This is a genomic window from Nonlabens sp. Ci31, assembly GCF_012974865.1.
GTDB lineage: Bacteria > Bacteroidota > Bacteroidia > Flavobacteriales > Flavobacteriaceae > Nonlabens.
Window position 1 is genome coordinate 2,720,031 of sequence record NZ_CP043633.1, and the last position, 24,436, is coordinate 2,744,466.

18 protein-coding genes are annotated in these 24,436 nt (G+C 37.0%); 4 read left to right on the forward strand and 14 right to left on the reverse strand.

Annotated elements, in window-relative coordinates; all coding sequences use genetic code 11:
• Positions 1-6: 6 nt before the first annotated feature.
• The 3 genes from F0365_RS11990 to F0365_RS12000 are packed head-to-tail and all read left to right on the forward strand — an operon-like array spanning position 7 to position 5,222.
• Positions 7-2,475: a YfhO family protein gene (locus tag F0365_RS11990; protein ID WP_169933907.1), complete on the forward strand. Its 2,469-nt coding sequence runs from the start codon at positions 7-9 to the stop codon at positions 2,473-2,475.
• A gap of 3 nt (positions 2,476-2,478) precedes the next feature.
• Positions 2,479-3,774 carry a glycosyl transferase family 1 gene (locus F0365_RS11995; protein WP_169933908.1) on the forward strand — a complete coding sequence of 432 codons (1,296 nt, stop codon included), beginning with the start codon at positions 2,479-2,481 and terminating at the stop codon, positions 3,772-3,774.
• The gene (locus F0365_RS12000) at positions 3,765-5,222 is read left to right on the forward strand and encodes a polysaccharide biosynthesis C-terminal domain-containing protein (protein ID WP_169933909.1); all 1,458 of its coding nucleotides are present in this window, start codon (positions 3,765-3,767) and stop codon (positions 5,220-5,222) included. The genes F0365_RS11995 and F0365_RS12000 overlap by 10 nt, the downstream gene beginning before the upstream one ends.
• A 134-nt stretch (positions 5,223-5,356) precedes the next feature.
• Here the strand turns inward: F0365_RS12000 and F0365_RS12005 are convergent, their stop codons facing one another.
• The 8 genes from F0365_RS12005 to F0365_RS12040 all read right to left on the reverse strand — a co-directional run bounded on the left by F0365_RS12005 (position 5,357) and on the right by F0365_RS12040 (position 15,172).
• Positions 5,357-6,661, reverse strand: coding sequence for a hypothetical protein (locus F0365_RS12005; RefSeq protein ID WP_169933910.1), 1,305 nt, complete (start codon positions 6,659-6,661; stop codon positions 5,357-5,359).
• Between the two features lie 144 nt (positions 6,662-6,805).
• Positions 6,806-7,393, reverse strand: a complete 588-nt coding sequence (locus F0365_RS12010) for a hypothetical protein (protein ID WP_169933911.1) — start codon at positions 7,391-7,393, stop codon at positions 6,806-6,808.
• 33 nt (positions 7,394-7,426) lie between these two features.
• Positions 7,427-8,896 carry an FAD-dependent oxidoreductase gene (locus F0365_RS12015; protein ID WP_169933912.1) on the reverse strand — a complete coding sequence of 490 codons (1,470 nt, stop codon included), beginning with the start codon at positions 8,894-8,896 and terminating at the stop codon, positions 7,427-7,429.
• 624 nt (positions 8,897-9,520) lie between these two features.
• Positions 9,521-11,017, reverse strand: a complete 1,497-nt coding sequence (locus F0365_RS12020) for a cryptochrome/deoxyribodipyrimidine photo-lyase family protein (RefSeq protein WP_169933913.1) — start codon at positions 11,015-11,017, stop codon at positions 9,521-9,523.
• A gap of 499 nt (positions 11,018-11,516) precedes the next feature.
• On the reverse strand, positions 11,517-12,839 hold the full coding sequence (locus F0365_RS12025; protein ID WP_169933914.1) for a cryptochrome/photolyase family protein: 1,323 nt from the start codon (positions 12,837-12,839) through the stop codon (positions 11,517-11,519).
• A gap of 3 nt (positions 12,840-12,842) precedes the next feature.
• On the reverse strand, positions 12,843-13,538 hold the full coding sequence (locus F0365_RS12030) for an SDR family NAD(P)-dependent oxidoreductase (RefSeq protein WP_169933915.1): 696 nt from the start codon (positions 13,536-13,538) through the stop codon (positions 12,843-12,845).
• A gap of 1 nt (position 13,539) precedes the next feature.
• The gene (locus F0365_RS12035) at positions 13,540-14,052 is read right to left on the reverse strand and encodes an SRPBCC family protein (protein ID WP_169933916.1); all 513 of its coding nucleotides are present in this window, start codon (positions 14,050-14,052) and stop codon (positions 13,540-13,542) included.
• Between the two features lie 367 nt (positions 14,053-14,419).
• Positions 14,420-15,172 (reverse strand): autotransporter outer membrane beta-barrel domain-containing protein, encoded by a 753-nt coding sequence (locus tag F0365_RS12040; protein WP_169933917.1) that lies wholly within the window; start codon positions 15,170-15,172, stop codon positions 14,420-14,422.
• 313 nt (positions 15,173-15,485) lie between these two features.
• Here F0365_RS12040 and F0365_RS12045 point away from each other — a divergent pair, with 313 nt between their 5' ends.
• A complete protein-coding gene (locus F0365_RS12045) occupies positions 15,486-15,773 on the forward strand; it encodes a 4a-hydroxytetrahydrobiopterin dehydratase (RefSeq protein ID WP_169933918.1) in 288 nt (95 codons plus the stop codon).
• Positions 15,774-15,848: 75 nt separating this feature from the next.
• Here the strand turns inward: F0365_RS12045 and F0365_RS12050 are convergent, their stop codons facing one another.
• The 6 genes from F0365_RS12050 to F0365_RS12075 all read right to left on the reverse strand — a co-directional run bounded on the left by F0365_RS12050 (position 15,849) and on the right by F0365_RS12075 (position 24,412).
• A complete protein-coding gene (locus F0365_RS12050; RefSeq protein WP_169933919.1) occupies positions 15,849-16,172 on the reverse strand; it encodes a translation initiation factor in 324 nt (107 codons plus the stop codon).
• Between the two features lie 21 nt (positions 16,173-16,193).
• A complete protein-coding gene (locus F0365_RS12055) occupies positions 16,194-16,745 on the reverse strand; it encodes a mechanosensitive ion channel family protein (protein WP_169933920.1) in 552 nt (183 codons plus the stop codon).
• Positions 16,742-17,659, reverse strand: a complete 918-nt coding sequence (locus tag F0365_RS12060) for a septum formation inhibitor Maf (protein WP_240961636.1) — start codon at positions 17,657-17,659, stop codon at positions 16,742-16,744. Before F0365_RS12060 ends, F0365_RS12055 begins: the two co-directional genes overlap by 4 nt.
• Before the next feature lie 111 nt (positions 17,660-17,770).
• A complete protein-coding gene (locus F0365_RS12065; RefSeq protein ID WP_169933921.1) occupies positions 17,771-19,156 on the reverse strand; it encodes a hypothetical protein in 1,386 nt (461 codons plus the stop codon).
• Between the two features lie 211 nt (positions 19,157-19,367).
• Entirely contained in the window at positions 19,368-21,368 is a 2,001-nt protein-coding gene (gene uvrB / locus F0365_RS12070; RefSeq protein ID WP_169933922.1) for an excinuclease ABC subunit UvrB, read from the reverse strand.
• 71 nt (positions 21,369-21,439) lie between these two features.
• Complete coding sequence (locus F0365_RS12075) at positions 21,440-24,412, reverse strand: T9SS type B sorting domain-containing protein (protein ID WP_169933923.1); 2,973 nt, start codon at positions 24,410-24,412, stop codon at positions 21,440-21,442.
• Between the last annotated feature and the right edge of the window lie 24 nt (positions 24,413-24,436).

Here is a 24,436-nt window from a genome sequence, read left to right on the forward strand (position 1 = left end):
ATTTTCATGAATTTTGATTTCAAGAAATTAGTACCGCATTTAGCAGTATTTGTCGTTTTTATCATCGCAGCACTTGCTTATTTCCATCCAGTTTTAAGTGGTAAAAAATTGTACCAAAGTGATATCGTTCAATATAAAGGTAACGCTAGGCAGCTTATTGACCATAGAGCTGAGACTGGGGAAGAGCTGTATTGGACAGATGCCGTTTTCGGGGGTATGCCTACTTATCAGTTGGGAGCGCGATATGATTATGATTTTATAGACAGTCTCGATCGCGCATTGAGATTTTTACCTCGTCCAGCAGATTATCTATTTCTTTACTTTGCTTGTTTTTACGTACTCATGTTGGTCATGAAAGTAGACTGGAAGATAGGTTTACTCGGTGCACTAGCATTTGGTTTTTCTACCTATCTCATCATCATTATTGGAGCTGGGCATAATTCAAAAGCACATGCTATTGCTTATTTTCCCTTGGTACTAAGCGGTCTAATTCTCGTTTTTCAAAAACGTTACTTACTTGGTTTTGTGGTGACGGCAATAGCCATGTCATTAGAATTGCAGGCAAATCATCCTCAGATGACTTATTATTTATTACTAGCGGTAGTGATTTTAGGAATTGCCTATTTCCTAGATGCCATTAAAAAGAATTTGATTCCGCATTATTTTAAATCTATTGGAATTATGATTGCTGCTGTGGTTCTCGCTTTAGGAACTAACGCTGCTAATCTCCTAGCCACTAGTGAATATTCAAAGGAAAGTACGCGTGGTGTAAATAACTTGACGGTAAACGCTCAAGGCGAAAGCGTGACAAAAACAAGCGGCTTAGACTACGATTATATCACTGATTACAGTTATGGACTATCAGAAAGCATGAATCTTTTTTTACCGCGTTTTGCCGGTGGAGGAAGTGGAGAAGTTTATGATGAAAATAGCCAAAGCCGTGAACAACTCTCTAGAATAGACCCTTCTACATTAAATGAAGAAGAGATGAGTTACCTCAATCAGTTGGTTTCATTAAGTCAACGTAAATATTGGGGTGATCAAGCCATTGTAGAAGCACCTGCTTATCTAGGAGTAAGTGTTGTGTTTTTAGCTTTATTATCTCTATTCTTAATCAAAGGGAGGTTAAAATGGTGGACTCTTACAGCAATTGTACTCACATTACTACTTTCTTATGGTAAGAATTTAAGTTGGCTTACAGAATTCTTTATAGACTATGTGCCATTTTACAACAAGTTTAGAGCGGTAACTTCCATTCAGGTAATCATTGAATTGTGCGTGCCGGTGCTCGCAGCAATAGGTTTGTGGCATTTCTTTAATGACAAAACAGCAATAGAGAAAAAACGCAAAGCTCTATTATATGCTGGAGCAGGTTTTGGCGGTTTGTTGCTTCTTATAGCCTTTTTAGGTTCTTATATCTTTACGCTTACCGGACCTTATGATGAATACCTATTAGACTTTCCACAGTTAGGTGCTAGGTATGTAAAAGCACTACAAGCTGATCGTTTTGCAATGATTCAAACCGATGCGTTTAAAGCATTGTTATATGTAGGATTGATTTGTGGCGCCTTGTATTTATTATTAAGTGATAAAATTAAAGAGACGGCTGTATTAATTGTATGCGGTGCCGTTATTCTTTTCGACTTGGTAAGTTTTGATTTGAATTATGTCAATTCAGAAGATTATGTCAGTGCTAGAGCATATGCTTTTGTATTTGATAAAACTCCAGCAGATGAAGTGGTACTTCAAGACAAAGGGCATTTTAGAGTCTATGATCAATTAGCAGATCCATTAAAAAGCGGTAGAGCAGCCTATTTTCATAAAGCCATGGGTGGATATCACGGAGCAAAGCCACGTAGGTTCCAAGATTTAATGAACTTCTATTTTGTAGAAGAGCAAGGAATTACTGGAGAACAATTAGAAATACTAGGGATGTTCAATACCAAATATATCTTGGGTCAAAATCAAAACGGAACCGTTGCTCAACAAAACCCAATTGAATTAGGTAATGCTTGGTTTGTAAGTGAGGTCAAAACGGTAGAAGATCAGAACAAGGAAATTCTTGCTTTAAAAGAGCTCCATGCAGATTCTCTTGCTGTTATGACCAAAGATCAAAAGGAATTGATAAGTTTAAAGAGTATAGGTAAAGATTCTACAGCGACCATAACGCTTAAGGATTACAAAACAGAGGAATTGACTTATACCAGTAACAATAGCAAAGAAGGATTGGCTGTGTTTTCTGAGATGTATTATCCGTATGGATGGAAGGCTACTATAGACGGTAGTGAAGTTCCTATTGCACGTGTTAATTATGCATTGAGAGGATTGAAAGTTCCCGCAGGACAACATGAAATCGTTTTTAAGTTTGTCCCAGAAGTTGTAAAAACCGGATCTACTATTATGTTGATCAGCAATATATTATTGTTGTTAATTGTTTTAGGCGGTTTATTTTTAGTTTACAAAAAGAAAGTTTAGCCTTTGAAAAAGCCAGTATTGATCATTAGTTATTATTGGCCGCCAGCAGGTGGGCCAGGTGTACAGCGCTGGTTGAAATTTGCAAAATACCTTCCTAGAAATGGTTATAAGGTAACGGTAGTCGTGCCTGAAAATCCTGATTATCCAGTGTTGGATAAAAGCTTGATGGAAGATATTCCAGAAGATATTACACTGATTAAAGTAAGAATTAAGGAACCTAGCAGGATGGCTGGTAAGCTTTCGCGAAAGCGTACCAAAAACCTACAACGTGGAATTTTAAATAAAAAGGCCAGTTTTCTAGAACGCGCGATGGTCTGGTTGCGCGGTAATTTTTTCATTCCAGACGCTCGAGTAGGATGGAAGCAACCTGTTTTAAAAGCAGTAGAGCCATATCTTTCAGAAAATAGGGAATGCACGGTTATCACAACAGGTCCACCACACTCTGTTCATTTAATAGGCAGGGAATTGAAAAGCCTCGTCCCATCTATCAAATGGCTGGCCGACTTTCGTGACCCTTGGACGACAATAGGGTATCATAAAAACTTAAAGCTAGGCAAACGCGCTCAAAAAAGACACTTAGCATTAGAGCAAGAAGTACTCCACACTGCAGATTTGCTTATAGTTACCAGTCCACATACTGGAAAAGAATTTAAATCAAAAACAACAACGCCTATACAGTTGATTACTAATGGATACGACATGCCGCCTAATCTGCAAAGAAAACAGCCAGATGGCAAGTTTGTTCTCGCACATATAGGAACTTTATTATCAGATCGCAATCCACAATTACTGTGGAAATCTTTACAAGAACTTTGTCTAGAATCTCAAGATTTTTCAGCCGATTTTAAATTACAACTGGCTGGTAATGTCAGTGAGGAAATCTTAAAAAGTATAGTGGAATATGAATTAGACAAGTATCTGGACCATAAAGGTTATGTAACACATGATGAATCTGTGGAGTGGATGTTTCATGCACAAGCTTTATTGCTTATAGAAATAGATACCGAAGAAACTAGAGCTATTATACCAGGTAAGATCTTTGAATATTTTGCAAGTCGTCGTCCTATTATAGCGGTAGGCCCTAAAGAAGCAGCTATAGAATTATTGCTTACCGACACGCATTCTGGAGAGTTCTTTAATTACCAACAAAAGGAAGCCTTAAAAAAGTATATCAGTCATCTCTATGACCTTTATACCAAAGGTCAAAATGATAGTAATTTCAATGATCAAATAGACCGGTATCGACGTGCTCACCTTACTCAAATTCTTTCTAAAACCATAGAATTTGTATGGGAGTAGTCATCAAACAATCCATTTGGAACTTGGTAATTACTGGGTTGGGTTTTGTGCTAGGAGCACTTAACGTATTGATTCTTGCCCAAGTTTACCTCTCCGATGATTATTACGGTTTGTGGAACTATATACTCTCTACCTCATTTCTTTTCTTTCCGTTGATGTCCTTTGGTATTCACAATACCATCGTAAAATATTATTCGAGTTATACCACTAAGGAGGAGCGTGATGGCTTTTTAACTCAAATGTTGTTGTGGCCTCTATGTATCATCATTCCAGTAATTGGAATCATTTATCTAGCTCAGGACACCATCGCTTCTTATATTTCTGATAAAAATGAAATCACAGGTGCTTTTTTATGGTGTATTCCTTTGATAGCTATTTTTCAAGCTTATTTTGAGATCTTCTATGCTTGGGTAAAAGTTCACATGAAAACCATAGGCGGTAACTTTCTAAAGGAAGTTTTTTATAGAGCTGGTGCTATGGTTACTTTAATGATGCTTGCCATGGGATGGATTGATCAAACAGAGTTCATTTACAGCTTGATTATTATTTACGCACTACGGGCGCTGTTCATGAATATTATAGCTTTCCAAACCTACCTCCCTGTGTTTAGATTTCAGAAGTTGATGAATTCTTCAAAGATTATCAACTATAGTATTTATATGATTATAGCGGGTTCTATTTCTACGGCTTTAATCGATCTTGATAAATTTATGCTCAATCAGTACGTGGCTATTGATCAAATAGGATACTATGGTATTGCTGTTTTTATTGCTACAGTGATCGCAGTTCCTGCAAGAGGAATGGCTCAAATAACACATCCACTTACAGCTGGTCATTTTAATAGAAACGAGATGGGAGACGTAGCGCAATTGTATAAACGAAGCTCTCTTAATTTAAGTGTGGTCGCCGGGTTTTTATTGGTGATTATCTTTTGTAATCTCAAGGAATTCTACGCGATGATGCCCCCAGAAACACGTATTGCAATTCCTGTGGTATTCCTAATTGCGTTAACCAAATTTTCAGAAAATTTATTGGGTAGCAATAATGCTATTCTTTACAACAGTGACCTATATAAAGTCACTTTGTGGATGGGCCTCTTGTTAACTCTTGTAGCTATAGGTCTCAATTGGTGGCTTATTCCCGAATTTGGTATCACAGGTGCTGCAATAGCTACTAGTGTGGCTTATTTGTGTTACGCTTTCGCGAAAGCGTATTACGTATATATTAAATTAAAAATACACCCGTGGACCTCTAAAACATGGAATACTTTATTCCTTATAGCCACCATCATAGGAGTTTTTTACTTTTGGGATTTTTCATGGCATCCAGTGGTGAATATCTTTATAAAGTCCGTTTTAATCTCCCTGATTTATCTTTGGTCTGTTTATAAAATGAAGTTGTCTTTTGAAATCAATCTGATCATAAAAAAACACTTTTTGCGTAGTTAGTCTCAAATAGGATGACATACATCCTTTGTTATAGTGTTGTTGGAGGCATTCCATTTAGTTAATAATTAGTCCATTTAACAAGCCATAAAAAAAGCCGATTCATTATGAATCGGCTTTTTGTAAACTTATAAAACTTATCCTCTTTTATTACTCCTTTTGGAGTCAGTAGAGCGATTTGCGTTTCTATTGGAACTTGTTCGAGAACTTCTAGCTTGAGTGTTTCTTGATGAAGAACTTCGCGTATTTACACTTGTATTATTACTACTTGAAGATCTTGTAGTGGCAGCACTTCTACTCGGAGTAGTATGGCGATTAGATCTCGTAGCGGCAGCTCTGCTACTGGTTCTACTATCAGTAGTAGCAGCTCTTTCTGTGCGATTCACTCGATTACCAGCAGTAGCACTTGTGTGTCTATTCGATCGATTAGACCTATTTGTAGCAGCAGGAGCTGTTCTCGTATTCCCAACACTTAGCGTTGTAGATCTTGATGTACCTCTTGTATTTCTAGGAGTAGCAGTTGTTGTTCTATTACTTCTAGTGTTTACAGCGTTCGTACTTCTTCCATTTCTTGAAGTAGATCTCGTGCTAACAGCAGTTGTGTTAGGTCCCGTATTTCTATCAGTAGCCGCAGTAGTTCTTCCATTATTATTTCTAGTTACCTGACTTCTTCCGGTAGCAATTGCTTGTCTGTTTCTAGATACCCTATTGTTTACAGCTACAGATCTACCACGTGCATCACGTCGTCCTCTTTCAAAACTTCTATAGTTTACTCGATCATAAGGTCTGTAGAAGTCACGTCTTACATTGGCTCGAGCATACCACCCATTATAATAGGAAGGCGTATTCCAGTAGTTTCTGTGATAAGACCATGCATAACGTAGAGGGAAATATGATAATCGGTATGGCGTATTGTAAACAATACATCTATTTACCTGTGGAACACTATAGAAATTGTGCCATGGCTGGAAAACATAGTTTCTATTATACACATTAATATATCCGTTATAATTATCGATGACACCAGGTCTGCTATAGAAAACATTCATGTTACCTATACGGTTGATGTAACCACCACGATAGTTTATAAAAACTTCACCTATCTGGTTGACACGACCATAAGAGTCGTAGAATACAGGTATTTCTTCTATCTGTATAACCGCACCATAAGAATCGTACTGTACGAAGCGATTGTAATCATAACCGGTGTTGAAAGACACTTGTAGGTTTCCAGTGTTTACATACACATCGGTCCCATTTCTATCTTGTAAATAGTTAAAATCAAATTGACCGTCAGGAAATACAGCAAACTCAATTCCATCTTGATTAAAAATAAAGTTCTTTGTATAATTACGGTAGCGTCGATTGTCTTCTGTGTTTTCTGCATTTGAAAAACCAATTCCAAAAAGGAAAACAAGTGTTAGTGTAAATAGCTTTTTCATAATTATAGGTATTAATGTCAGTACTTCTGTATACCAACACTAATAACTAATCAACCAGCGTGCCAAACCTTAAAAAGCCCATATAGCATACGGTAGTATCTGTGTCTTAAATATCTTATTACTCTTTAAATCAGTGCTCTATATTTATTTTCTTTGCACAGTGATTTCTAAAATAGCGGTTTGCTCAGGAATTTGAACTATTGTAGGACTAGCGTTTTTTGCATCCAAACGAAAGGTTACATCTGGCTGTCTTACAAAAACATCTCCTTGCATTACACTACCTACTGCAGCGGCATTGGGATAGGTTTCTTTAAGATCAGCAAATACATTAGTAGGTTTTATCATGTTTTCTGGAACCGCTTCTGGTTCCAAGATGGTCATCATGAACATATATGTAATATCTGGATAAAACCTAATGATATCCTTTCCGTTTTTGTTAAGATAAATGACATCAAAGCTTACTTCTGCAGTCCTATAAACATCTCTGCGTAGGGTTTGACCTTTTTTTTCTAAAGTTTTTAAGTCAGGTAATTCTTCGCCTATGTCAAGTGATGCTATACCGTTGTATTTCAAAACTTCTGTCAAATCAAATGCTTGGAGTGTGTGATCACTTTTTGAATAAACGATCTTAGGTATTTCTGTTTCTTGCGTTTCTACGGAAGGTAATTCTTTGTTTTCTTTACAACTTATACTAGTAAGTACGATTATAAAAAGGAGGGTTGTCTTTTTCATGAAAATCAATTTAATAAACAAATCTACAATTACTTATGGTTTTGTAGCTCCACTTTTTTTATGGAAAATACGTCCTCTAGGTTGATCCCCTTTATACAGCACCACTTCAGAATGTAAGAATTTTGCCGCTGCTGCAGAATCTTTTACTTTAGAAGCAGTTCGCTGTAACATTTCTGTTTCAAAGTTGGTTAAGACACTTTCTCTTACACCCTTTTTTTTCCAATTATTTTGGGGTCTACATCCTAATGCTATGCTGCGAGCTAATGCCAGTGCATCCAGCAATGCTTGATTAGCACCTTGACCTTTAAAAGGACTCATGGGATGGGCTGCATCTCCTATGAGTGTTACTTGTTTTCCCTTTTCTAATACTAAAGGGTCGAGTAATGCTCGGTCATAAACTGGATAACCAGAAACTTGAGTTACTGAAGTTGCTTCCATAATCTGTGGAATAGGATCGTGCCATTGGGTTCTGCGGCAAGCTTCCCGCTTAAGAGCTGCAGCTCCTTTTTCACTTAGGGCTTTAGCTTTATCCTCTTCCATTGGAAAGCTGAGTTGCCACATGATGGAATTTGCATCGTATGGCATCATATAAATGCGTTCGTGACCGTTAGCAGTTTGAAATACGGTAGCGGAGTCTAATAGTTCATGATCTAAATTATCGAGGTACTGCAAAGGACAAATCCCCAAAATAACAATACAATCTAAGTAGCGCAGCGGATAAATATCTTCATCAATCAGTAATTTACGAACCGAACTACGAATTCCGTCGGCACCTACTACTAGGTCTGCTTTCGTAGTTTTATTTACTCCATTTACTTCAAAGCTCAGTTCGACAGGTTTCTGTTGACTTGCTTTCAAATCTATCAATTGATGTCCCCATTGCACCATTTTTTGTCCACCCAGTTGATCGAGTAGTGCTAAGCGCAACGATTGCCTTGCGATATGAATATTGGTGCGTTTTGAATAGGTGTTCTCTTCTGATTCCAGCCATTTTCTAACTCCCCATTCACCGATAACAGTTCCATCTGTAGTATGAACCATATGTTTTGTAGATACTATTCCTTCTGCTAAGGAAAATACACCAAATCCCTCCATGGCTTTACTCGCTTGTTGCAATGTCAAGCCATAACCCTGAGAACGAGCATCAAAACTATTGTCACGCTCGTACAGCGTAAAAGGAATTCCACGGTGCAAACAAGCTACAGCAAGTGCCACACCACCGATTCCTCCACCTATTATAGCCACATGCGGATAGTTCTCTATATCGGGAACAGTTGGAGAGGAAGCCGCAACCAACCCAGAACCTTTACACTCTGAGCAGGTAACTGAATGACCTTTTGGTTTCAAGGGAGCAGTTCCTTGACTATTCGACTTCTCAAACTGCTCTAAGGCTCGCTGATAGCTCAATCGTGCTTTCTTGCGCAGGCGCTGGCTTTTTTTACCTTGTCCTTTACAGGTTGGGCATGGGGTATAGTTAGGGATGTTTTGATGTTGTGTATTCAAATCAAGTAATAAAAGTTATTAATTATATTTCAAATTAATATTAAAATCATAAATAAAACAGATCTCTTTGCCTGTTACACTTTATTTCAGACAAATTCTAATGCAAAAAAAAGTTTCTAAAACAGAGGTACATATGTGCAAATGATACCCAATTGAGATATATAGCAGCAAATAGTATCACTGCTAAATAATACTATTAAAGTTTTATTATTTGAATCAAACCTAAAGGAATGCTTATCAACTTTTTAAGTAAAGAGATTTAATTTTCACTTTCAAGAGCGCCTATCATGATAAGCTTTAAAACTGTAAGTAAGAACTTATATTCTTTTTAAACATCAAAAGCTTGAAGCACCTCTGTGGCTTTTTCTATATCTGAATTTAAAACAAACAATTCAACACTTTCTCCAGAAGTGCCAAAACCAGCCTAGCTTCCTGACTCAATAGGATTTTTAATAATAGAAGGATTTGTTTGTTCTTCTAATAAAGAGGCCATTCTATTTACAATAATAGAAGATCCAATATATATTCTTACGTGTTCTTTCATATCTTATTTTAAATTTTTATCAAAAACTGAATATACGAATAAGTCTCAAAAATTACTGTTTTTCTAACTCGATCCCAATTCTAACTCCTTATTTCTCCACCACCGGGCCAAATTTCTCTTCCGGGATTGGTATGCTTACTTACAATCCTACGAGATTCAGCTTTCGACTTTGCGTCTTTTTTTATTCCATATAAAATGTCTTGTGCATGTTTTCGCGCAAGCGCAGCATCTACTATAGGTAGCGGATAATCTTTACCCAATTCAAAGTTTTGAAATACAGCTTCCATAGCAGGCATTTTCCATGGTTCATGGATATAAGGAACCGGTAAATGCGCCAGCTCTGGCAGCCATTTTTTAAGAAATACAGCGTCTGGATCGTGGTCGAGACTATTTCTTACGGGGGAGTAAATACGTACCGTATTAATTCCGGTTACACCAGCTTGCATTTGTAATTGTGGGTAATGAATTCCTGGTTCAAAGTCTAAGAATTGTTGCGCCATATGTTCACTAGCGTCCTGCCAAGGTTGCCATAAATGATGTGTAAAGAAACTCACTAACATGGCTCTAATTCTAAAATTTACAAAACCCGTGGTGACCAGACACCTCATTCCAGCATCCACCATAGGATAACCAGTTTTTCCTTCTTTCCAAGCTTGTTGAATCTCAAGATTACTAGGTTTGTCCAAGGTTCTAAAAGCTGCATGCACATTGCGGTATTCCATCTGGTATTCCATCTCAAATTTCTCAATGAAATGTGCCTGCCATCTCAATCGTGATAAAAAGCTATTTAGATTGCGCTTGTTTTTAATTTGGCTCTTAAAACTAGCAGCCTTTTGTGCCACCATTCTAATACTTAGATTCCCCCAAGCGAGATATGGTGATAGCCTGCTGCTGTAATTTCGACTGGTCAGTGGTTTGGAATAATGCGTATTGTATCCGTTAATACGTTCCTCCAGAAAGCCTTCAAAGTATTTAAGAGCCGTTGTGGTGCCACCTTTTTGAAAAAGCGTGGTCTTTTCGGTTCCTAAATCGACTGATTTGAAACTGGATTCTATTTGTTTAACTCTCGAAACACTAAACAAAGTGCTGTTGTCAAAATTAGGGTGATCAAAGTCTTTATTGATAAAGGCATTCCAATGCTCTTTCCAGTTGGTTCTGTTTTTTAATCCGCGTACGACTCCATTTGAAACAGACTCGCTCCAGTGGATCTTTTGAGTTTTAAAGTATTCTTTAAGTTGAATGTCTCTCTTAAAAGTAAGGAGTAAACCTGTTTCTTGGTAAGAAAATACATTCTTAATATCAAAACGGGAATTCAAGGTCTTAAAAGCATGCAATGCATCACTTTCTATGATCAATAATTGAGTTCCTACAGCAATCAATTTCTCGTTCATATTAACGAGCGATTGTTTGATGAAATCAAAATGGCGCTCACTGTAATGAGCGTCATTTAAAAGCATGGGTTCAAAAATATAAAGTAACAGGGTAGGAACTTCTGAATTTAAAGCAAGCATCAATGGCTCATGATCTAATAATCTTAGATCTCGCTTCAACCATACGATGTTTACTTCTTGTTTCATTATTTTTTGATTTCCCGCACTAGATGCGGAATTTGCTGGAACTGATCTCGATGCTATTTGTAACGATAGTCGAAAATAAATGTTGCAAAACCCTTTTGGTTGCTCTTTCGGCTACGTCGAGTACGTCGCCAGCCTGTTTTCCACTTCGACCAGCTCAGTGCAAAGCCTTTGAAAAAGGGAAATGCTTTGGTTTATCTTAAATTCAGATTTGATTTTCTGCACTAGAGGCCGAATCTCCTGGAACTGATCTCCATGCTTGTTGAATCAACTTTTTTGAGCGACTACAGATCGAGAACTTGTAAAAAGTTATTGACTATTGCTCCACCAAGCTTATTATTTTCCGCTTGCCTTTGCTGAGCGGTTCAAAATGATGCGGAATGCACTGGGAACTATCTCGATGCTAGTTGAATCTAATTTATCTAGCGATTATAAATCGGATTTTGAGTACCGGAGTCCTTGCATGTTTCACATCCCACATTCTTAATAGCTCATCTCCATGTTAAGAAACTGCTTCCTTATAGGTTTTTAAGCATCTTTCTCGTGCCTCTTTATGGTCCACCATCATATCTGGGTAGCTCGAAGTTTCCAACTCTGGAACAAATTCTTTGATGTACTTACGTTCTTTATCAAACTTGTCTTTTTGAGTAATCGGATTAAAAATTCTAAAATAAGGAGCTGCATCAACACCACTACCAGCGGCCCATTGCCAATTTCCTACATTGCTAGACATATCATAATCATTGAGTTTTTCAGCAAAATAGGCCTCTCCCCAACGCCAGTCGATCAATAAATGCTTAACGAGAAAACTGGCTACGAGCATACGCACTCGGTTATGCATATGACCCGTAGTATTGAGTTCCCGCATTCCAGCATCTACTAGCGCGTAACCGGTTGTACCGGTTTTCCATTTATCAAATTCATCTTCATCATTACGCCACTCTATACGATCGTATTTAGATCTAAAAGCTGCGTCTTTGGTATGCGGGAAATGATATAAAATCTGCATAAAAAACTCCCTCCAAATGAGTTCGCTTAAAAATGTTTTGTTAGTTGCGTGATCAGCTTTACGTATCATTTTACGCACACTTACGACACCAAATCTTAAATAAATACCTAATCGCGACGTTCCTTTTTCTATAGCCGGAAAGTTTCTCGTTTTTTCGTAATCTTCAATCAAAGTAGGAGTGACTGTATATTCTGGAATCTCGATTTTTGATTTTGTAAACCCCATGTCGCTTAAAGAAAGGTTGGGCAACTGACTGTTTTTGATGCAATTATTTAGATAATCGTTGGTATAATAAAATTTTTGATCCTCTCCAGAACCAAAGTCTTTTCTAAAATGCTCCAACCATTTATTCTTATAGGGTGTGTACACCACATAAGGATTACCATCATTTTTTACGACATCATCCTTTTCGTAAACAACTTGATCTTTAAATGTTTTAAAATCAATTTGATGTTCTGCGAGAAGCTGATCTATCTGTACATCTCTTTCTTTTGCATAGGGTTCATAGTCACGATTGGTATAAACAGTATCTATATCATAAGATTTCATGATTTGCTTCCATACTTCCATAGGTCTTCCATAATACATGGCTACAGAGCTCTCGTGTTTATCTTGAAGTTCTGAACGCATGCGTTGCAGTTCTTCATGAATAAATGTGACACGAGCATCATCTTGTGGAAGTTTGTCGAGAATATCGCGATCAAAAATAAAAATAGGTATTACTTTGAGGTCGCTTTTGAGCGCTTCATAAAAGCCTACATTATCATCTAATCGTAAATCCCTTCGGAACCAAAATACGTTTACCTTTTCACTCATACTTTATCCTATACTTAGAGAACCTTTTCCTCCATTGACACCTATTACCTGACCGGTAATCCAACCTTCATTTTGATTTAGTAAAAATACGGCAACACTAGCAATATCGTCTGGGGTACCTACACGTTTTAACGGGTGCATTTCGCCCATTTTCTCTTTCTTAGAATCGTTGTTCAGCAATCTGCCAGCAAGTGGTGTATCTACTAGTGATGGCGCGATAACATTTACTCTTACCGTTGGAGCATACTCAGCTGCAAGTGCTCTTGCATAACCTTCTATAGCACCTTTTGCGGCGGCAATACTGGTATGGAAAGGCAATCCTGTTGCTACTGCTACGGTGGAAAAGTAAACAATGCTACTGGTCCCTTCTTTAGTAAGTAATGGTAAAACAGTTCTAGTAGCCTTGATTAATGAAAAGAAATTAATTTCCATATCTTCTTCAAAATGCGATTGTTTTAGCATTTTAAATGGCTTTAAATTGATGCTTCCAGGGCAGTAAACAAAACCGTCTAATGATTCTGGTAAAAGAGAAGTATCTAATTCTTCAGTTAATGCGTCGAATGGAATATGCGTTACTCCATCAGGTAAGTTTTCATTTTCTCTGGAAGCTACAAACACATTATTTCCTTTGTGCATGTGTTGTACAATTGCGTTTCCTATTCCGTGGCTTCCGCCTATAAGTAGTATATTTTTTGACATTTTAAAAAAGTATTTTTTGTTTTTTTTCTAATTTTTGAAACTCATTTTGTTTTTCTTCAAATACACCGAAGTGTTTGATAAGTGCGCTTTCGCGAAAGCGGAATATTTCTTCCAACTTTTTTCTTACAAATGGAGCACCTAATTTACCTAGCGCACCAAATGGTAATCTATAATGAATCAAATCCTCCATTAATGTGCCTCCATTTAGCTCACTGATAAAGTGTTTATGATGCCAAGTAGCATAAGGACCATACATTTGTTCATCTACAAAGAATTTCTTCTCTTCCACTTGAGTAATGTGAGTTACCCAATTCGTTTTATAAAAAGGAAGTGGTGTTACCGAATATTCTATAAGCTGGCCTGGATACATACCTCTTTCTGTACCGTATTGAACCACCATATTTAATTCTGGTGGCGTTAGAAGTTTTAGATTGTTGGCATCTGTCAAAAAATTCCAAGCTTCTTCTAAGGAGATAGGAAGCTTTTGTTGTGAGGAAAATGAATATAATTTCAAGCCTTTTTGTTTAGGTTATAAAAGTAACCCTTAAACAAAACATAAAGAATAAAGACTTGTTAAATTCTTTATGAACTTGAACTTGAAATCGAATTTGAAGTCTGTAGTAAGATAAGGTATTTCTCCATTTAAATGCAATGTACTGAACTCAGTCGAACAAAGTTAAAAATAGGTGGTACAACAAAAATAGCAAAACCTATTGAGCAACAAAAAGGATTTTACGGTTGAAAAGTAAAAAATGAATATTTTTACTAAAAACAATCCATATTCACAAGTTATTCTTTTCAACAATTCTGTAAACTCAGAAAATCGCTAATGCTCCAATTGGTATATTTCTTAAGTTCATCATCGAGTTGGAGTTCAAAAATTATTCATCCACACGATTTTCTCCATTGCTGTATTCTTTTCCTATTGCGATTTTCACCCCTACGCTGAAAATCAGGTTAGAAGCATTAATTTTTTTGAAAATATTTTGTTGTATAGGTGCTGTGGAATTGTTGTCTCTAAAAGAATAAGCAATAGGTTTCCCTAAAGTAGTATTGTATTGAGGGGAGAAAAATAGTTGAACCGATCTACGGAAGTAGTAATTAAATCGCAGTCCACCTTCTAGATAAGCGCTTGATGCCGAATCATTTGCTGGGTCATTTGAGAATACTTGTGTGTTACCAATTCCTATTTCAGAAACCCTATTCTCTGGATTGTTTAAAAAAGCAACCCCTGTTTTTGCAAAGACATCAAATTGAAACCTTCCTTTTGTGTAGGAGTAGGTAGGTCCTATAGCGATAGAAGTACTGGTCCAATTATGAGACGTCACATTGGTACGATCGTCATTTTGAAAGTCAAGATAACCAAATTCGTTGTATTGATGTCTTACGGAAATACCTAGTCCCAAATGCTTATTGGTGTAATAGGAAAATTCTGCACCTATTTGAAGTCCGGATCGAGCAACATCGCCATAATTTGCAATAGGTTGAGTTATACCTAGGTCTACGATCAAATTATTTCTAGGGATCTCCCTTAAATGTATGACATCTTGAGTACCCTTAAGTTGTAAAGAATCGGTTTGTGCAAAGCCAAACGCGGCAACAAATAAAACGATGAGTAAGGAAATATTTTTCATATCATAAATATAAGGGTATCTTTTTTATTAAGATTCCTTTAGTGCGGGATTAAGGTATTATTAGTAAGTTTTTTCGGGTAGCGTGGTTATCTTGCACACAGCAGATTAAAGAAAGATTTCAGGTGCGATAAGGAATAAGAAGGAAAGTTAGAATAGGCTCAAGTAAAAATCAAAGAAGAAGTTGAAAAACTATTTGATGTTATATACACAAAAAGTGAAGAAGAAGCAGAACAAGCTAAAGGGAAAATTAAAGAGGAAATAGTTGAGGCTACTAGAAAAATAAAAAATACCTTTGACATTAAATAAAATAACGATGGAAAAATTAACAGAAGCACAAATAGAAAAGCATTTAGAAAATGTGGATGGATGGGATTATTATGATGATGCGATCCACACGACATTTGAGTTTGACAACTTTATGGATTGCTTTTCTGTAATGACCCGTATCGCTATGGAGGCAGAAAAAATGGAGCATCATCCAGATTGGCATAATACCTATGCAACTCTAGAGATTACTCTTTCTTCTCATGACGTAAACGGTCTAACTGAAAAAGATTTCAAACTAGCAGCCGCTATAGAACATATCGTAGGAGACGAGTAAATCTCTTTTAAATAAGCAAAAAGCCCTATAATTTACATAAAATTATAGGGCTTTTTTTGTTTTATAAATGCTGAATCAACCACCAACGCGCTTTACTTTAAAGCCCTTTTCCTTAAGCATTTCCATAATCCGGTCGCGGTAATCACCTTGAATAATGATTTGGTCATTTTTAAAACTACCACCTACACCTAGCTGTGTCTTTAACTCTTTAGCAAGAATTTTAAAGTCTTTGGTAGCTCCAGTGTATCCATCGATTACAGTATTTACTTTCCCTTTGCGCTTTTCAAATTTACATTCCAAAGGCTGATCTTGTAGCCAGATATTACTCTTTTCTGGTTGTTCTTCTTCCTTAAAATTGTGTTCAGGAAATAGGTTTTTAAGTTGATCACTTAAGTCCATCGAGTATTTTTTTTATTTTTGTTATATGGTTCGATCTACATCTTCATCAGGAGTGTCAAATATAGATTCTTTTTTCTCTTGTAATATAGAGACTCCTTTTTGTAGCAACAAGTTATTGGGATAGGTAATGATTTCTCCTTCGTCTGTAACAAGTAAGGTGTAAAAACCTTTGATATCACTAATAACCGCGGTTACCGGTAAGTCTTTATCGTGTATACGTATGCGATCACCTATTTTATAAGGGAAAGTAAAGTAGAGTATAAAGCTAGCGGTAATATTACTTAGTATGCTCCAGTTAGCAAATAAGGCCACACCTACTACAGCAAATGTAGATCCTAATGCTACCCAAAAACCTTCTGTAGCATTGCCCCAAACTAGGATTATTGATATAGCACAGATACTCCATAATACATATCCTGTGTAACGGTTTAAGTATTGCTTTCGCAATTCTGATCTAGAAACTTTTTTTGAAAGCTTTAAAGCGCTCCAGATAATAAAACGGTGAATGATAAAGGTGCAAACAAGTAAGGAGAGGGTAAGTATTACTTCCGATTTTAAAAAGAAATTGCTCATAATCCTAGGCTATCTCTCCTGACAGCATCTTTATTTGCGTTCTGTTTCCAATAAGGAGTTTTTATGGTTTTTTGGAGTGTTCCTGTAGAAACCATTGGAGCCGCCCCATCTTTATAACGATCCATCCAAGATAGAATTCGGTAAGGGAATTCTTTTTCAGTTTTAAAAGCAATGGTTCTTCCAAGCTCTGTAAATTTAACACTGTACAAATACCCATCTGTGGTCTCACTTAATTTTGCAACGGCATCATAAGGTTTTGTCTCTACATGCTTTAATCTTAAATATTCTGTACTAGGAATCATCTGAATCTCACCTACAGGCATTTCTTTTGGGTCTAACCTCAATTGAGCAGCTAGTTGATTTTCAGTGATGACATTGTCCACTTCAAAGGCTGTATTCCCTTCACTTTGAAAATAGGAGTGAAGCATTACATCATATTGGTTCCCATCCTGATTGAGTTGCATGTAGGTATGACCGCACCATTCCTGAATAGAAGTGGCAATTTTAATAGCATTGTCTTTTTTATCAAGAGGTAAAAAAGTACTGCTCATGATGCTGTAAGGATAGATGCCTGTATTAAAATCACGAGTGGCGTTTAGTTTTAAAACGGGTCTGTTAGTCTTTTTAGTTTGATCTGCTTTTATTTGGTCCTTTTTATCAAAAGGCTCTGTAACAAATATCATTACAGCTGTTCCTTCTCTCATCTCTCCATATCTAGCTTGACTTAATTCATAGCTAGAAATTTCGGCAGTACCGTTGAACCAATAGTCTTTAAATTCTTGAGAGAGCTGTCTGTCTTCCAATTTTGCCATAGGGTCTTCCCCTATGATGGTTTTACCGTCTTTTTCAACGTTTATATTGTTGTTACAAGATACAAGCATCAGTGCTAAGGCACTCATCCAGAAACTTTTCATCTTTTATAATTTTTACAAAGGTAAAATTCTTGAAGGTGAAAGTATTATAAAAATTAGACTAAAGTTAAATATTTAATTTTATGAACTGGGATTTTTATTTGTCATTTTAAGTTAATCGGCATTTCTAATCATTAAATATGCTGATCTAATCTGTGCATTATTTGTTCCATTATTATTTGCTTGAACAATGAATTTAGCCACGCCTCCAATCCCTGCTGCAAAACTTCTCCAAGAAGTAGTAGTAATAATGCCACCACTGCCACTATTAGAGGTATAAAAAGTATCTCCACTTGCGATCACTGTGACGCTGCCTCCGGAGTTATTTATTCCCCTTAATTGGTAATCGGTAGTACCGTTACTATTAAATGTTTGATCAATTACCAGTCGTACTTCTAAATTACCAGTTGTAGATATGGCTCCTATATCAAAGACAGTTTCCATACCGCCTCTATCAGTAAAACTTCCCGTATTAATTATGTCATATTGATTATCTTCATTTCCCCATAAATCAATTGTTACTATATAACGAGTTAAAGGTAAATTCATCCATTCCGTAACCGCCGTAGTTTTGCCTAAAACAGTAGCAACTGAATTAACGGTCAAAACTTGTCCTGGAGTTCCAGAAACAGTAGGCACCTCATAGCCGTCAATATCAGCTTCATTTCTTATAGCAAAACGATCCCCTCTAAAATAACCAGAGTAGGACGGGTCTGTTGTAGTAGTACCGTGTTGAGCATAACTATAGACGGCATAATTAGTACCTCGTGAATTGGAGCTGCCTATCTCTGAGCGTAAGCCATAATTTATACTGTTCGTTCCGTTTGTTGCTCCTACATTATTATAGATACCTGTCAATGAAGTTGTAGCAGAACCGCTGTCATAAACGTTATTTTTAATTCCAATATGATCACCAACTCCGTTACTAGAAACATCATTTCTTATCCCAAATTTATTTCCAGTTGTGCTGCTGGTATTTTCAGAATATATAGCGTAAGTGGCTGTTGTACTATTACTACTGTTGGCATTATCGATACGCAATGCAGTTCGTATTCCCACAAGATCAGTAGATTCAATCTCGATATTTAATTGACCTGTGTTTAAACTTCCACCTATACTTACCTGACCTTCTCTTTCAATAGCTGCTGTCGTATTTATGGCAGGTGTAGCAGTTCCATTTTCATAAAAAGCAGGTGTAGTTGTGGCAGAATTTGTAACATTTTGAAAAGAAATTCCATCAAAGAAATATAAACCTTCTGTGTCCGTGCCGCTTTCTAAATAAAGAATCAAACCTTTTTGCGCTGGGGTAGGTAAAGAGGCTCCGGTAGGTAAAGCTGCAACCTTAGGAATAATAATTCCGTTAAACTCACCTGTGGTTAGACTTGTTTTGGAAACTATTTCTAAATCAGCAGTAGGTGTTGCTGTCCCAATACCGACTTGAGCAAAAGAAATAGAACTGAAAAAGACACATACAATAAGAGTATAACAAGAATGTAACATAATAGTAGAATTAGTTAGCGAATACTACCTAAAGGTACAACTATATCAACCTATTTACAATGTAACAATCTCATTTTGAGGTATTCTAGTATTTTTAATCGGTAATTAACGCTTGTCATCTAAAAAAAACGTTGATATGTTATAAAATCCGACAAATTAATGGCGAAAAAGAGAGTAATAAACTAATTGTCAAGCTGTAACAGTTGGAATATTAAGCGTTTTTCACTTTTTCTTGCATCATTTTAATCTCATCTCGTAATCTTGCGGCTTCCATAAAGTCCAATTCTTTGGCCGCTTTTTCCATCATTTTACGAGTATTACGGATCTTTTTTTCTAATTCCGCTTTCGACAGGTATTCTGCTGCTTCCTCAGCAGCCTTTAATGTGAGCACTTCTTCAATAGCGTAAGTTGCTGCATTTTTTCTATATAAGGCTGTTTCTAACTTTTTCTTTATCGCTGTAGGCTTTAAACCATTAGCTTCGTTGTAGGCAATTTGTTTGGAACGACGGTAATCAGTTTGATCGATGGTTTTTTGCATACTGGCTGTAACTTTATCAGCATATAGAATAGCAAGTCCGTTAATGTTACGTGCTGCACGTCCTATAGTTTGAGTAAGAGAACGTTGATTACGTAAAAAACCTTCCTTATCGGCGTCTAAAATAGCTACTAAAGAGACCTCTGGTAAATCCAGCCCTTCTCTTAATAAATTCACACCTATCAACACATCAAATACTCCACGACGCAAGTCTGACAAGATTTCTACACGTTCTAAAGTATCTACATCGCTATGAATATAGCGACATCGCACATTGATACGAGAAAGGTATTTGGTCAGCTCTTCTGCCATACGTTTGGTAAGAGTAGTGATTAATACCCGTTCATCACGTTCTTCTCTCAATCGTATTTCTTCCACTAGATCATCTATTTGATTTTGACTAGGTCGTACTTCAATAACAGGATCTAATAGTCCCGTAGGTCTTATGATTTGTTCTACAACGACTCCCTCGCTTTTAGCCAACTCATAATCTGCAGGAGTAGCACTTACGTAAAGAACTTGATTTTGCATAGCTTCAAACTCCTCAAACTTCAATGGACGGTTGTCCATAGCAGCTGGAAGCCGAAAACCATAATCGACTAAATTTTCTTTTCTAGACCTATCGCCGCCGTACATGGCACCTACTTGTGGTACGCTCACATGACTTTCATCAATAATCATGAGGTAATCATCGGGAAAAAAGTCCAGTAAGCAGAAAGGTCTTGTTCCTGGTTGGCGTCCATCTAGATAACGACTGTAATTTTCAATCCCAGAACAGTATCCCAGTTCCCTAATCATCTCTAAGTCAAATTCGGTTCTTTCTTCCAGTCGTTTAGCTTCCAGTGGTTTTCCTATCTCCTTGAAGTAATCGGTTTGTTTTACCAAGTCTTCTTGGATCTCATGGATAGCACCTTGTAAAATGTCTGGAGAAGTCACAAACATATTTGCTGGATAGATAGTAACTTGTTCAAATCGTTCTAATACGGTTCCATTCACTGGATCAAAACGTTCAATTTCCTCAATCTCATCGCCAAAAAAATGAATTCGAAAAGCGGTATCTGCATAACTCGGGTAGACATCTAGGGTATCTCCTTTTATTCTAAAATTACCTCTATTGAACTCTGCAGTGGTTCTGGAATATAAAGATTGAACTAATTTATGAAGTAATGCTGTTCTAGCAATGACTTCATCTTTTTTGATTCGCACAACGTTTTTCTGGAACTCCACAGGATTTCCAATACCATAAAGGCAAGAAACCGAAGCGACCACTATAATATCTCTTCTCCCAGAAAGTAGGGAAGAAGTGGTACTCAATCGCATCTTTTCTATTTCTTCATTAATAGAAAGGTCTTTTTCAATATAAGTTCCTGAGGATGGTATAAAGGCTTCTGGCTGATAATAATCATAATAAGAAACAAAATACTCTACCGCATTATCGGGGAAAAAGTCTTTAAATTCAGAGTATAATTGAGCTGCTAAAGTTTTGTTGTGACAGAGAACCAGTGTTGGTTTTTGCACACCTTGTATCACATTTGCAGCCGTAAAGGTTTTACCACTTCCAGTAACACCCAGAAGCGTCTGATATTTGTCATTAGCCTCGATGCCACTAATAAGCTTTTTGATCGCTTGTGGTTGATCTCCAGTAGGAGAAAATTCTGATACAATATTAAAATCCATGAAATGTAAAAATAGGTTTTTTACAATTCCGCTTTCGCGAAAGCGAGGTTAAAATAATACCAACTACTTGTTTATCTTTTGAGAGAAAAATGCCCCTTAAAACTGCGGCCATCAATTAATTCCACAAGGTACCAATAATCGGTACTAGGCATAGGCTTACCGTTATACATTCCATTCCACCCAGGTCCAACTGGGCTTATTTGTTTTAAAAGTTTTCCAAAACGATTAAAAATGTAGATCTGTGCGTCTGGTTCGGTTTCAATCGCAGTTACTTGCCAGTAGTCGTGAAACCCGTCTTCATTAGGGGTGAAATAAGGAGGCGCGGCGATTATGGTTGCTGGAGCTGTTACCAGGTCACAACCATTAAAATCTCGTACATAAACGGTGTAATATCCAGGAAGTAAATTGGTAAAAACATTACTTTCCTGAAAAATAAAGTTGTCGATGCTGTATTCAAAGGGACCATCTCCGATAACGGACACCTCAATGCGGTTGGATCTCAAGGTAAATTGTTCAATTACTACCGTGACAATTTGAGTGGTTTGGAAATTAGTCACTGTTGTGGAGCTGCTATCTTCACAGCCGTTTTGATCTGTTGCAATTACAGTATAGGTTCCCTCATCAGTAATGCTGATACTCGATGTGGTAGCTCCTGTATCCCACAAATAAGTGGCAAAACCTGGAGTTGCCTCAATAATGCCCTCTTCGGTAATACATTTTGAGAAGTCAGCTGTGGTGTTGACTATAGGTTTAGGAAATACTTCTAAACGCAAAGGCTGTACATCATAACAAATAGCTATATCGTTGTTCTCTAAGCGTACCCATAAAACTTCTTGTATCATGGTATTTGAATAATTAGTATTCAAAGGATTATCATCTAATTCTGCATCTTGTAGTGAACTATGAAATGTAGTTGTAAGATTTCCAGATTGTGTATTTTCAATAGAGGCTATTAAAGAATTCAAATCAAAAACGGCTACTAAATCTCTAGATTCATCATCACAAATAGCCATATCATTTATTATAGGAATCACAGGCTGTGCTACTACATGAAGATCAAAAGAAACCACTTCATAGCAATTTGTGTTGGTCACATTCTCATAGCGTATGAAAATCTCTTCATTAGCCATAGTATTGTCGTATGGGGAACTAATTGGGTTCTGTCTCAAGTTTGCTTCATTTTGAGATGCATAAAAGGAATACTCAACTAGTATCGGGTCCTGAGTTCCCAAACCTTGAACAGCTGCAATGTCTAAATCAAATGATTCTATATTATCGTTACTAAAATCGTCACACAGGATCAAATCGTCTACCATCGATGCTACAGGAATGCTGTTAATAGTCACATCAAAAGAAGTAGTTATATAGCAACCGTTTGACATCCGGTTATCGATTCTTATAAAATAGGTACCGCTAGCAACTGGATCGTTATCAGCTATGGAATTAAAATCGTTCTCTGCATCTTGAAGACTGGAATGAATAGTAACTTCAAAATTGTTGGTGTTTTGAATACCTAAGGCACTCATTCTCGTAGCAGTAAAGTCTAAGGGTGCGATACCATCATTGGAACTGTCATCGCATAAAAATAGGTCACTAACGGTATTTATAAAAGGAGTATCGACTATTTGGATAATGCGACTGGAATTAAAAACATCTGTAGGAGTCGTAATCACCAGACTTACGGTATAGGTGCCAGCAATGGTGTATACATGAGTAGGATTTATCAGCGTAGAACTGTTATCTATACCACTTGCTATATCTCCAAAATCCCAAAGAACAGAATTATTAGGACAAGTGGCTATTTCATCTGCAATGAGTTGGGTAGAGGCTGTGCTGCAACCTTCTATTACAGAAAATGACGGGTTAAAAAAGGCGTTGTAAAAAGGAGGCAAACCTTCCTTACTTGTTGTCCCTGGAGTTAATGGCAAACCGTTGTATTGAAAGTTACATAATGCACCTATACTATTAGGGTTGTTAATTACTGCGAGCCATTCTTGTTCATCACGGGCATAGTATATCTTTTTATCGGGGGCAATTTGTAGCGCACCACGAGTCACATCATCATTAGGATTGTTTGCATCACTTTGATAAATAAGAACTGGATTGTTTTCAAAATTAGGGGCTGTAGTATCGTATTGTAGCAACCGTCTTTCGGCTGCTATAAGCCCATTTCCTAATGTATTGAGATCCACATACACCAGTCTCGAGTCTAAGGAAAACTCCGTTCCATAAGCTTGATAGCCGGCAGGAAAATTCATCCTTACAGGGTTATTCACCACACCAGTACGGTTATCAAAATCAAATAACCAGGCGCCTACACCAGATTCATCTGGGATGCTCGTGTCCACATAAAATTGTGTCATCATAGCTACTTTTGTGCCATCTGGAGATACTTTTAAGTACCCCCGTTTATCTGTAGTGCGAGTAGCCTGACTGAGAGAATTTACAGTAGCCGACAAATCCATCCCATTAGGCGTTAGTTTAAAAGCATAAAACTGATTAAAACTTAAACTACCTGAAATACTTTCTGCATAGGTAACGATCCATGCGTCTTGACCGTTTGCGGCAACTGCTCCAAATAACTTTTCTGTACTGTTAGCCAGTAAACTGATGTTTTTTTGGGAAACGATCACATCGCCAGTCCCAGCATTTAAATTCATGTCTACAACCGAATAATAAAGGCCTGTGGTAGTACCTATCGAAATAGAAAAAACATAATAGAGATCGGGGTTATTTGGTAAAGGAATCACAATAGCAGACTGTGTACTGGAAGGATTTCCAAATAAGCCATTACCATTGGGCATGACCAGGTGATTGCGATCCCATACGCTAATTCCATCCGTATAAAAAAGTAATCCGCCACAGGCATCTGAGATAGCAGAGCAGCCTTCTATAGTGTTTAGTTGTCCTATGTTATTAGTTACAGGAACGCCCGTATTAAAATCAATCCCTGCATTAGAACCAAAAAACCACCAATTAGCTTGATTTTGTGACACTACAGGAAGAGCTAGCAGCAGTAGGAAGATGGAAACAAATTTTCTCACACTTTAAAAATATAGAAATAAATT

Excerpts from the sequence above, each read along its gene's own strand:
- F0365_RS12025 (WP_169933914.1), bottom strand. The coding sequence starts at position 12,839 with ATGAGTGAAAAGGTAAACGTATTTTGGTTCCGAAGGGATTTACGATTA.
- F0365_RS12050 (WP_169933919.1), bottom strand. The coding sequence starts at position 16,172 with ATGGACTTAAGTGATCAACTTAAAAACCTATTTCCTGAACACAATTTT.
- F0365_RS12065 (WP_169933921.1), bottom strand. The coding sequence starts at position 19,156 with ATGTTACATTCTTGTTATACTCTTATTGTATGTGTCTTTTTCAGTTCT.
- F0365_RS12045 (WP_169933918.1), top strand. The coding sequence starts at position 15,486 with ATGGAAAAATTAACAGAAGCACAAATAGAAAAGCATTTAGAAAATGTG.
- F0365_RS12060 (WP_240961636.1), bottom strand. The coding sequence starts at position 17,659 with ATGAAAAGTTTCTGGATGAGTGCCTTAGCACTGATGCTTGTATCTTGT.
- F0365_RS12030 (WP_169933915.1), bottom strand. The coding sequence starts at position 13,538 with ATGTCAAAAAATATACTACTTATAGGCGGAAGCCACGGAATAGGAAAC.
- F0365_RS12020 (WP_169933913.1), bottom strand. The coding sequence starts at position 11,017 with ATGAAACAAGAAGTAAACATCGTATGGTTGAAGCGAGATCTAAGATTA.
- F0365_RS12040 (WP_169933917.1), bottom strand. The coding sequence starts at position 15,172 with ATGAAAAATATTTCCTTACTCATCGTTTTATTTGTTGCCGCGTTTGGC.
- F0365_RS12010 (WP_169933911.1), bottom strand. The coding sequence starts at position 7,393 with ATGAAAAAGACAACCCTCCTTTTTATAATCGTACTTACTAGTATAAGT.
- F0365_RS12000 (WP_169933909.1), top strand. The coding sequence starts at position 3,765 with ATGGGAGTAGTCATCAAACAATCCATTTGGAACTTGGTAATTACTGGG.
- uvrB (WP_169933922.1), bottom strand. The coding sequence starts at position 21,368 with ATGGATTTTAATATTGTATCAGAATTTTCTCCTACTGGAGATCAACCA.
- F0365_RS12005 (WP_169933910.1), bottom strand. The coding sequence starts at position 6,661 with ATGAAAAAGCTATTTACACTAACACTTGTTTTCCTTTTTGGAATTGGT.
- F0365_RS11990 (WP_169933907.1), top strand. The coding sequence starts at position 7 with ATGAATTTTGATTTCAAGAAATTAGTACCGCATTTAGCAGTATTTGTC.
- F0365_RS12055 (WP_169933920.1), bottom strand. The coding sequence starts at position 16,745 with ATGAGCAATTTCTTTTTAAAATCGGAAGTAATACTTACCCTCTCCTTA.